The sequence below is a fragment of the Microbacterium sp. H6 genome (genome assembly GCF_003314775.1).
GTDB lineage: Bacteria > Actinomycetota > Actinomycetes > Actinomycetales > Microbacteriaceae > Microbacterium > Microbacterium oxydans.
The window spans coordinates 20,751-30,719 of the sequence record NZ_QOAY01000102.1 but is presented as its reverse complement, the minus strand read 5'-3'; the positions used below and the strand labels follow the sequence as shown (position 1 = coordinate 30,719).

At 68.2% G+C, this 9,969-nt stretch carries 11 protein-coding genes and 1 tRNA gene; 9 read left to right on the top strand and 3 right to left on the bottom strand.

What is annotated here, in order from left to right:
* The coding region (locus DSP71_RS06985; RefSeq protein ID WP_113680722.1) for a DUF4192 family protein at nt 1–1,076 on the bottom strand (1,076 nt) is incomplete at its 3' end.
* 112 nt (nt 1,077–1,188) lie between these two features.
* Here DSP71_RS06985 and DSP71_RS22045 point away from each other — a divergent pair.
* From DSP71_RS22045 to DSP71_RS06975, 3 genes are all read left to right on the top strand, one after another.
* Entirely contained in the window at nt 1,189–1,362 is a 174-nt protein-coding gene (locus DSP71_RS22045; protein WP_164734077.1) for a hypothetical protein, read from the top strand.
* An 86-nt stretch (nt 1,363–1,448) separates the two neighbouring features.
* Complete coding sequence (cls, locus tag DSP71_RS06980; RefSeq protein ID WP_113680719.1) at nt 1,449–2,909, top strand: cardiolipin synthase; 1,461 nt, start codon at nt 1,449–1,451, stop codon at nt 2,907–2,909.
* Nucleotides 2,910–2,954: 45 nt separating this feature from the next.
* Nucleotides 2,955–3,683: a hypothetical protein gene (locus tag DSP71_RS06975; protein WP_113680718.1), complete on the top strand. Its 729-nt coding sequence runs from the start codon at nt 2,955–2,957 to the stop codon at nt 3,681–3,683.
* A 19-nt stretch (nt 3,684–3,702) separates the two neighbouring features.
* Here DSP71_RS06975 and DSP71_RS06970 read toward each other — a convergent pair whose 3' ends face one another.
* Nucleotides 3,703–4,701, bottom strand: coding sequence for a diacylglycerol kinase family protein (locus tag DSP71_RS06970; RefSeq protein ID WP_113680717.1), 999 nt, complete (start codon nt 4,699–4,701; stop codon nt 3,703–3,705).
* Nucleotides 4,702–4,777: 76 nt separating this feature from the next.
* Here DSP71_RS06970 and DSP71_RS06965 point away from each other — a divergent pair, with 76 nt between their 5' ends.
* Complete coding sequence (locus DSP71_RS06965; RefSeq protein WP_113680716.1) at nt 4,778–5,305, top strand: RNA polymerase sigma factor; 528 nt, start codon at nt 4,778–4,780, stop codon at nt 5,303–5,305.
* 34 nt (nt 5,306–5,339) lie between these two features.
* On the opposite strand, the gene DSP71_RS06960 is transcribed toward DSP71_RS06965, so the two are convergent.
* Nucleotides 5,340–5,720, bottom strand: coding sequence for a nuclear transport factor 2 family protein (locus DSP71_RS06960; protein ID WP_058631524.1), 381 nt, complete (start codon nt 5,718–5,720; stop codon nt 5,340–5,342).
* Between the two features lie 110 nt (nt 5,721–5,830).
* Between DSP71_RS06960 and serS the strand changes: the two genes are divergently transcribed.
* The 5 genes from serS to DSP71_RS23290 form a co-directional block, all read left to right on the top strand.
* Nucleotides 5,831–7,147: a serine--tRNA ligase gene (gene serS, locus DSP71_RS06955; RefSeq protein ID WP_113680715.1), complete on the top strand. Its 1,317-nt coding sequence runs from the start codon at nt 5,831–5,833 to the stop codon at nt 7,145–7,147.
* On the top strand, nt 7,144–7,965 hold the full coding sequence (locus tag DSP71_RS06950) for an HAD family hydrolase (RefSeq protein WP_113680714.1): 822 nt from the start codon (nt 7,144–7,146) through the stop codon (nt 7,963–7,965). The genes serS and DSP71_RS06950 overlap by 4 nt, the downstream gene beginning before the upstream one ends.
* Before the next feature lie 42 nt (nt 7,966–8,007).
* Nucleotides 8,008–8,092 (top strand) — tRNA-Ser (locus tag DSP71_RS06945).
* Nucleotides 8,093–8,143: 51 nt separating this feature from the next.
* On the top strand, nt 8,144–9,394 hold the full coding sequence (locus DSP71_RS06940; RefSeq protein ID WP_061018215.1) for an LCP family protein: 1,251 nt from the start codon (nt 8,144–8,146) through the stop codon (nt 9,392–9,394).
* Between the two features lie 63 nt (nt 9,395–9,457).
* Nucleotides 9,458–9,969, top strand: a 512-nt coding sequence (locus DSP71_RS23290; protein ID WP_258546306.1) for a LacI family DNA-binding transcriptional regulator, incomplete at its 3' end; no start/stop codon positions are given.

The following is a 9,969-nucleotide window of genomic DNA, read 5'->3' as shown; positions in this document are numbered from 1 at the left end:
GCCCCGCCGATCATGGTCTCCAACAGTGCGGCGAGCGAGTACCGAGGGTCGATCTCGCGCACCATCTCGAGGTAGCGGCCCGCGTGACTGGCGCGCCCCAGCGCCCAGGACAGCCACGCGGCCACGGTGAGCGGGGCGGGTCGCGAGTGCCGGGGTGCACGGGCGGCTGCCTCGCGCGCGACCGAGAGGGCGCACCGCAGGCGTTCGGTGTCGGGCGTCGGTCCGCGTCCGAGGAACACGTCGCCCACTTCGTCGGGAACCATGACGCCGGACTCGGCGAAGGCGGTCTGGGCGTCGAGCGTGCGGATGCCTCCCGCGAGGTCGGTCGCCCATTGCGCGATCGCCACGTCGCGCAGCAGCGGCTTCTCCAGACACCACAGCAGCGCGGCTGTCGCGAAGGGTGGAAGACCGTCGGGTGCAGCCAGCACCGACTCGAGGAACGCGGGCACGTCGTCGAGCAGGACGAGTGCGGCGATGAGCTGAGGATTCTCCCTGGCGCTTCGCGGAGCGCGCCCGCGCCGATCGAGGAGCGCGTCGAGGTCGGCGGATGCTCGCCCGACCCGCTTCTTCTCCGCCAGATCGACGGTCGGCAGCTCCGTGCCGACGTTCTGATCTCCGGACACGTCTTCCATCGGCGGCAGGTCGGACGGAAGGCGGATCTGCGCGAGAGACCCGAGCTCCGGTTCCTCCTCAAGGTAGCTCGACCAGCCGGACGGCGTCACGCACAGAGCGTCGACGACTCGCAGACCCGCATCCTCCGCGCAGCCGAGCACCTCGTCGATCACCACCGCGTGCGGGAGCACCAGGCCGTCGCGCGTCGGGTGCGCATCCTGATCGGTGTAGACGACGACGGCCACCGCATCCGTGCCGGAGACCCGTGCCACGAGCCCGACCGCGTTGTCGGCATAGCGACCGACATCGGTGCTCTCCTCGGGGAGGTCCAGACGCATGGCACCGTCGGTGCGCGAGCCGCGGAACGGGAGGAGGACGATGCTCCGACGGGGCGTGAAGCCGGCGAGAGAGGGGACGATGCCGAGGAATGCGGCGGAATCGGTGGCGCGGAGAACTGTGGTCATGTCGAGAGTGTGCACGTCGGCGGGGCGGATGGGAGGGGAAAAGGGGGCTTGTGGACGCAGATCCTGTGAGTGCCGGAGTGTGCACGAACAGTGGCTCGCGTACCATGGAGGGATGGACAACTTCTGGCTCGCTGCGGCATGGTCGCTTCTGCCGACCGTCGGCGTGAGCGTCGTGTTCTTCCTCGTGGTCCGGGGAATCCTCCGGTTCGACCGCACCGAGCGCAAGGTGCACGCACAGATCGAAGCCGAGGAACGCGCGGCACGGGGTCTCCCGCCGCGCGGCTGAGTCCCACCCATCGGCTACTGTGAAGCCAGCGCATCTGCTCAGATGCGCATGAGCTGTGACGGTCACTGCGGTGGCGAGGGGGCACGATGACTCCGGACACCTGGGGGTGGTGGATCGCCACCTTCCTTCTGGTGCTCGACATCACCATCCGTGTCACGGCGATCATCGTCATCCCCCGCAACCGTCGCCCCACCGCCGCGATGGCGTGGCTGCTGGCGGTCTTCTTCATCCCGTTCGTCGGCGTCTTCCTCTTCCTCATGATCGGCAACCCGCGCCTCCCGCGGGCGCGTCGACGCAAGCAGGATCAGATCAACGAGTACATCGCGGAGACCAGCGAGCACCTGCACTTCGGGACCCTGCGTCCGAACGCCCCTGCGTGGTTCGGCCCGATCGTGCAGATGAACCAGAAGCTCGGCGCCCTCCCGCTCTCCGGCGACAACGGCGCCCACCTCATCTCCGACTACCAGGAGTCGCTCGATGAGATGGCCGAGGCCATCCGCACCGCGCAGGAGTACGTGCACGTCGAGTTCTACATCCTGCAGTCGGACGACTCGACCGACAACTTCTTCCGCGCCCTCGAAGAGGTCTGCGCGCGAGGGGTGGAGGTCCGCGTGCTGCTCGATCACTGGGCGAACCGCGGAAAGCCCCGCTACAAGCAGACCATCGCGCGACTCAACGCGATGGGGGCGGACTGGCACCTGATGCTCCCGGTGCAGCCGCTCAAGGGCAAGATGCAGCGCCCCGATCTGCGCAACCACCGGAAGCTCCTCGTCGTCGACGGCAACATCGCATTCCTCGGGTCGCAGAACATCACCGATTCGACCTACAACCTGAAGAAGAACATCAAGCGAGGACTGCACTGGGTCGACCTGATGGTCCGTCTCGATGGTCCCGTGGTGTTGAGCGTGAACGCGATCTTCGTCGCCGACTGGTACAGCGAGACCGACACGGTGCTCGAGGGCATCGACATCGCCCACGCGAACATCGGCTCCGGGGATCTCGACTGCCAGGTCGTGCCCTCCGGCCCGGGGTTCGAAGTCGAGAACAACCTCCGTCTCTTCCTCGCACTGCTCTACGCGGCGAAGAAGAAGATCATGATCGTCAGCCCTTACTTCGTCCCCGACGAAGCCCTGCTCCTCGCGGTCACGGCCGCCGTCGACCGTGGCGTGCACGTCGAGCTGTTCGTCTCGGAAGAGGGCGACCAGGCGATGGTCTATCACGCCCAGCGCAGCTACTACGAGGTTCTGCTCAAGGCGGGAGTGCGCATCTGGATGTATCGCAAGCCCTACATCCTGCACACCAAGACGCTCACGATCGACGAGGAGGTCGCGGTGGTCGGGTCGAGCAACATGGACATGCGCTCCTTCGGTCTGAATCTCGAGGTCTCGATGCTGGTGCGTGGCGAGGAGTTCGTCGCCGAGATGCGGGAGGTCGAGGACAAGTACCGCTCCCTCAGCCGTGAGCTGACGCTGGAGGAGTGGATGCAGCAGCCGCTGCGCTCGACCGTGCTCGACAACCTCGCCCGCCTCACCTCCGCGCTGCAGTAGTCGTCGCGCTATCCGTCGCGAGTCCGCGAGGGCTACCCTGTGAGCATGACCTCCGCGCTGCGTCCTCTCGCCCCTGTCGTCGGTCTCGTCGCCGCGGCGCTCCTCGTCGCCGGCTGCACCGCGAGCCCCGGTTCGGAGACGCCGACGAGTTCCCCTGCGCCGAGCGCGGGCGGCGTCGACGACCGGAACGACATCGAGGGTGCGCTGCTCGACGACGGACGCATGTTCGCCGTCGTCACGGTGGGCTCCTCCACGTGCGTCCCCCAGGTGGACCAGGTGAGCGCCGAAGGACAGACCGTCACGGTCACTCTCGTCGACGCCGAGGGCGAGTCGCCACGGCCGTGTACGAAGGACCTCGCTCCGCGGGCCAGCATCGGCGCGCTTCCGCAGGGCGTGGACCCGACAGCCGACATCACCCTCGAGGTCACCTACGGCGACATCACCGACGACGTCGACCTCGACGGCGACCCCGCCGCGACGGGCACGCCCGGCACGTCGACCGAGTACCTGCCGTCTGCCGGCTGGTTCGGCGACGGCGCTCTGGTGCTGCTCACCTGGGGATCGTCGTCCTGCCCGCCGGAGATCGAATCCCTCGAGGGGTCGGGGAACAGCGGCACGGCGACGTTCGTGACGGATGAGACCAAGGCCTGCACGATGGACATGGCTCCGCGCGCCACGCTGCTCTCCTTCGGGGACGACGCGGTCGATGACGACGCGCCCTTCACCCTGACCCTCGTCGGCGGAGGCCTCGAAGGCACGGTCGAGGTGCGCTGAATCCGAAGCCCGCGGTCCTTCAGAGGATGTGCACGGGGTGGCCCGTCGGCAGCGCCAGCAGAAGCGCCCCCGGGTCTGCCCAGCAGGTGATGCGCACGGCTTCCCCGAACTCGTCGCCGTCGAGCTCGATCGGGATCGGGTCGGGCGCTGCAGCCTCGGCCGCGGCCCCGTGGAAGTAGTGGACGGAGGCGTTCTTCCCGCGCCGTTCGAGGACTCGGCGTCCCGCGCGGAAGCGTCGCAGCACGGAGTTGTCCCACCAGATCTTCCGCCAGACGGCGAACCAGCCGAGCATGCCGGTCGGCTGGATGACCGCCACGTCGAGGGCGGCGTCGGTGATCGACGCCTCGGGGATCAGGGATATCCCGGCAGGGAGCGTGCCGCAGTTCGCGAACAGCAGGCTGTAGGCGCGATGGGTATGCAGGCGCCCGTCGTCGATCTGGTAGACCGCGCGGAACGGCTTCGCGCGAGGCAGGGAGCGGGCGGCGCCGTCGACGTACGCGATCCACCCGACGGATTTCTTCAGATCGGAGCGGGTGTTCGCGATCATGTCGGCGTCGAGACCCATTCCGGCGAGGACGACGAACGCATGCTGCGCCTCCTCACCGTCCTGTCGAGTCAGCCGCGCCCAGCCGATGTCGATCGGGTGTCGGAAGTCGCCGAGCGCCGCCTGGATCATCTCGGTCGGGTCGCCCAGCGGGAGCCCGAGATTGCGCGCGAGCAGATTCCCTGTGCCGCTGGGTAGGATCGCCAACGGCACCCCGCTGTTCGCGATCGCCTCCGACACGGCGCGCACCGTGCCGTCGCCTCCCGCGACCAGCACGACGTCCACCCCGCGCTCCAGCGCCTGCGCCGTGGCGAGCTGGCCGGCGTCCTCGACGGTCGTGGGGTAGAACGCGGGATGCTCCCAACCGGCCTCCCGGGAGAGATCGCGCACTCGAGCCCGGAGGTGCTTGCCGTCGACCTTGATCGGGTTGTAGATGAGCGCCGCCTGTCGCCGGACGGGTTCGCTCGTGGTCATGGCGCTACTCTAAACCGCGATCCACTCGGGTCGCCCATCCGGCGCCGGGCCTTCCCTGCGCGAGGAGAATGGAGACATGCGCGATGACTCCGACGACACCGCTCGCACGTTGCTCTCCGCGATGATCGAAGGCGACCCGGATCGTCTGCGGCGACGGAGCATCTCGCTCGGGGTTCCCGTCGACGACGCCGACGACGCGGCGCAGAACGCGCTGCTGCGCGCCTGGAGGTCGATCTCTCACCTCGACACCCCGCAGCCAGGGCGCATGTGCGCCTGGCTCGACGTGATCGCCAGGAACGTCGCCGTCGACCTCGCCAGACAGCGCTCCCGTCGCCCCGCCGCGACGCTGGAAGAGGCGGCGGACGAGCACGTCAGCGTCGAGTCCGTCGTCGAGGCGCGAGTCCTGCTCGACGGAGCAATGGCGGCTGTGCATGCGCTCCCACCCACGCTTCGGGAACCACTGCTGTTGACGGTAGCCGACGGGCTCTCGGCGGAGGAGGTGGCGACGCGACTCGGAATCGAACCCGCCGCCGCCCGGCAGCGCATCTCGCGGGCACGCAAGGCGCTGAAGGCCTGCCGCGGCACAGGCATGGGGGTGGCGTGAGGGAGACTCTCCTGCAGGTCTCCCTCACGTCATCTCAGGCGGTCCCGAACGGGTTGTCGATCGCGTAGCGCCAGCCGTGCGCATCGTCGTACACCGCGACGTCGGCGGTCGTCCCGGCGAGGGAGACCTCCGACCCGTCGGGTGCGACGCCCGAGATCGTCCAGTCGGCGACCGCGAGGCCGGTGCCCGCGCTCTCGAAGACGTGACGGACCGTCATCGAGATCGGCAGGTTCAGGCCGAGGAACTGCTCGAGCGCGCCCCTCACGGCTTCCGTGCCGGTGACCGGTGTCCCCGGCGCGGGGACGAAGACCACCTCCGGGGTGTTCAATGCCATCAATCCGTCGAGGTCACGGGCGTTGAAGCGGTCGGCGAACGCCAGGTTCAGCTGATCGAGGGCGGTGACGCGAGTGCTCATGGGTGTTCCTTTCCGAGGGTCGGCGGAATGCCGGCCGTTGCAGAGGAAGACGCTGCTGCGCCGAGAGTGTGACATCCGAGAGGGTGTGACGATCACCGTAGACTTGGTGGATGATCGACCTCGCACTCCTCCGCGACAATCCGGAGATCGTCCGCCGCTCGCAGACTGCTCGTGGAAACGACCAGAGCACCGTCGACGTCGCACTCGAGGCCGATCGATCGCGCCGGTCGGCGCTCTCCGCATTCGAGGAGCTGCGAGCAGAGCAGAACGCCTTCGGGAAGCTGGTCGCGAAAGCCCCGAAGGAGGAGAAGGCCGCCCTGGTCGCGCAGGCCAAGGACCTCGCCGAGCGAGTGAAGCAGGCCCAGCACGCCGCGAACGAGGCGGCTGAGGCCGCGGCCGCGGCCCTCGCCCGGATCGAGAACGTCGTCATCGACGGTGTACCGGCCGGTGGCGAAGCCGACTTCGTCGAGCTGCGGCGTGTGGGAGACGTGCCCGCTTTCGACTTCGAGCCGAAGGACCACCTCGAGCTGGGCGAGCTCCTCGGTGCGATCGACATGGAACGCGGTGCCAAGGTCTCCGGCGCCCGCTTCTACTTCCTGCGCGGCATCGGAGCACGTCTCGAGATCGCGCTGATGAACCTCGCGCTCGACAAGGCGCTGCAGAACGGCTTCGTGCCCCTGATCACCCCGACGCTCGTGCGCCCCGAGATCATGCAGGGGACGGGCTTCCTCGGCGAGCACGCCGACGAGGTCTATCACCTCGACAAGGACGACGATCTGTACCTCGTCGGCACCAGCGAGGTCGCGCTCGCCGGGTACCACAAGGACGAGATCGTCGACTTGACGGACGGTGCCCTCCGGTACGCCGGCTGGTCGACGTGCTACCGGCGTGAGGCGGGCTCGCACGGCAAGGACACCCGAGGCATCATCCGTGTGCACCAGTTCAACAAGCTCGAGATGTTCGTCTACACGACGGCCGAGGACGCGGAGGCCGAGCACCTGCGCCTCGTCGCGCTGCAGGAGGAGATGCTGACCTCCCTCGGCCTCGCCTACCGCGTGATCGACGTCGCAGCGGGAGATCTCGGTTCGAGCGCCGCCCGCAAGTACGACATCGAGGCCTGGGTCCCCACGCAGGGTGCCTTCCGCGAGCTGACGTCGACCTCGAACTGCACGACGTTCCAGGCCCGACGTCTCGATGTGCGGTACCGGCCGGTGGTGGAGACCGCGGATGGTGCGGCGCAGGGCGCGGCGAAGACGCAGCACGTCGCCACGCTGAACGGCACGCTCGCCACGACGCGCTGGATCGTGGCGCTGCTCGAGACCCATCAGCAGGCGGATGGATCCGTGCGCGTCCCCGAGGTGCTGCGCCCGTATCTCGGCGGCCTCGAGGTGATCGAGCCGCCCGCTGAGGGGCGGGCCGCACGATGACGGACGCCTGGCTGGTCGGCCTCGACGTCGACGGGACCATCCTGCTGCAGGACGAGACGATGAGCCCCGGTGTTCCGGAGGCGATCGCCCGCCTGCGCGACGGCGGACATGTCGTCACGATCGCGACCGGACGAAGCTGGATGGCGACGCGGCGCTACGTCGAGGAACTCGGACTGACCGCTGACTTCGTCGTCTGCTCCAACGGGGCCGTGACGATGCGGCGCTCGGGCGATGACTGGGAGCGTTGGAACGTGGAGACGTTCGACCCCACCCCGGTTCTCGGTCTGCTGCGAGAGCGGCTGCCCGACGCCAGGTACATGGTGGAACTGGCTTCGGGGCAGCGGCTGTTCACGGAGCAGCTCGACGACTGGACGCTCGACGGCGGTCGACAGGTCGACTTCGACGAGCTCGGAGCCCTTCCCGTCTCGCGCATCGTCGTCGTCTCTCCCGGTCACGACGAAGAGGACTTCCACCGTCTGGTCGCTGACGCCGGTCTGAACGAGGTGTCGTACGCGATCGGCTGGACGGCGTGGCTGGACATCGCACCGCAGGGTGTGGACAAGGGCACGGCGCTGGAGCAGGTGCGTACCGAGCTCGGGCTCGGCGAGGGGCGCATCCTCGTCGCCGGGGACGGGCGCAACGACATCGGGATGTTCGGCTGGGCGCGCGCGCTCGGTGGTCGGGCGGTGGCGATGGGCCAGGCTCCGGACGTGGTGAAGGAGGCAGCGGGCGAGGTCACCGCAGATGTCGTCGACGGTGGCCTGGCGCGAGCGCTCGACACGCTTCCAGCCCCCGCCCAGGTCAGCGCCGGAGAATAGAACTCGGCTAGACTCACGCCTGGTCGGCAGAAGTGCCTGCCGGGAGGGTTGTCCGAGCGGCCGATGGAGCTGGTCTTGAAAACCAGTGGGCAGAGATGTCTCGTGGGTTCGAATCCCACACCCTCCGCATTGTGAGCACGGTGTCCCCCGCACCGGCGCTGAATCCGAAAGGTCCCGAGTGAGCCAGAACCCCCGACGCCGGCACACGATCGCGCGCCATGGTCAGCTGGGTACTCCCGGTACCGTCGGCCAACTCCTGAAGTTCATCGCCATCGGCCTCGCCGTGGTCCTGGTGAGCGGCCTCGGCGTCGGCGCCTACGTCTTCTACGACCTCACGAGCACGGTCTCGGCGAATGCTGTCGAGATCGAGGGCCAGGACCCCATCCCGCCGGACATCGGCGAGTACGAGGGCGGCTTCAACATGGTGCTCACCGGGGTGGACACCTGCGAGGAGAAGTACAAGGACCTGTTCGGCGAGCGGTGCACGGGAGCTGACGCCGAGGGAACGCTCAATGACGTGAACCTGCTCGTCCACGTCTCGCAGGAGCCGCGCCGCATCACGGTGGTCAGCTTCCCCCGAGACCTGATGGTCCCGATCCCGTCCTGCACGGACAAGAACGGCAACGCCACCTCTGCGATGAGCAAGCAGCCGCTGAACACGGCGTACACGGACGGCGGCCTGAACTGCGTCGTGAAGACCATCTCCGAGCTGACCGATCAGGAGATCCAGTTCGCGGCCGGCGTCACCTTCGGCGGCGTGATCGAGATCACGAACGCCATCGGAGGCGTGGACGTCTGCCTCGCCAACCCGATCAAGGACCGCTACACCGGACTCGACATGGCTGCGGGCACGCACACGGTGGAGGGGCTGCAGGCGCTCCAGTTCCTGCGCACCCGCCACGGGGTCGGTGACGGCAGCGACCTCGGCCGCATCGGCAATCAGCAGCAGTACATGTCGAGCCTGGCCCGCAAGATGATCAGCGGCGAGGTGCTCGGCAACGTCCCGGTGATGCTCAAGCTCGCGAACACCGCGATCCAGAACCTCGAACCGAGCGAGTCGCTCACGAATCCGATGACGCTCGTGCAGATCGCGCTCGCGGTCAAGTCCGTGCCGTTCGAGGACATCGTCTTCGTGCAGTACCCCAACGGCGCGGACTCGGCGAACCCCAACAAGGTCGTCCCCAACTACACCGCAGCTGCTGCGCTCTGGGATGCGCTCGCCGAGAACGCGCAGCTGCAGATCACGCACGAGAACAACCGCAACGACGGTGTGATCGTGCAGGAGCCGACCACAGCCGGCGAACAGCCGACCGACACGGCGGCGACTCCGGACCCGGCAGCGACCCCCGACAACGTCGTGGCGCTTCCCGATTCGATCAAGGGCAACTCCGCCGCGCAGCAGACCTGCTCCAACGGCAACGTCCGCTGACGACTCCGCGAGGGAGCGCAAACCGCTTGCGCCTTCTTGCAAGGACTTGCGTACACTGGCTGCATGTCGAAGCGACTCGCCGAGGTGGCCCGCAAGGTCGGAGTGAGTGAGGCGACGGTCAGTCGCGTGCTCAACGAGAAGCCGGGGGTCTCGGACGCCACGCGCCAGGCGGTCCTCACCGCCCTCGACGTCCTGGGCTACGAGCGGCCGACGAAGCTGCGCGGAGAACGCGCCCGCCTCGTGGGCCTGGTGCTGCCCGAGCTGCAGAATCCGATCTTCCCCGCATTCGCCGAGATCGTCGGCGGTGCGCTCACCCAGAACGGGTACACGCCGCTGCTCTGCACGCAGAATGCCGGAGGTGTGACGGAGTCGGACTACGTCGACCTGCTCCTCGCGCAGCAGGTGTCCGGCGTCATCTTCCTCGGGGGGAACTACACGCAGGCCGATGCCGCGCATCAGCACTACGAGCGCCTGCGTCAAGTGAACCTCCCGACCGTGCTCGTCAACGCCCGCGTGCCGGAGCTCTCGTTCGCCACGGTGTCGACCGACGACGCCGCCGCCGCGGAACAGGCGGT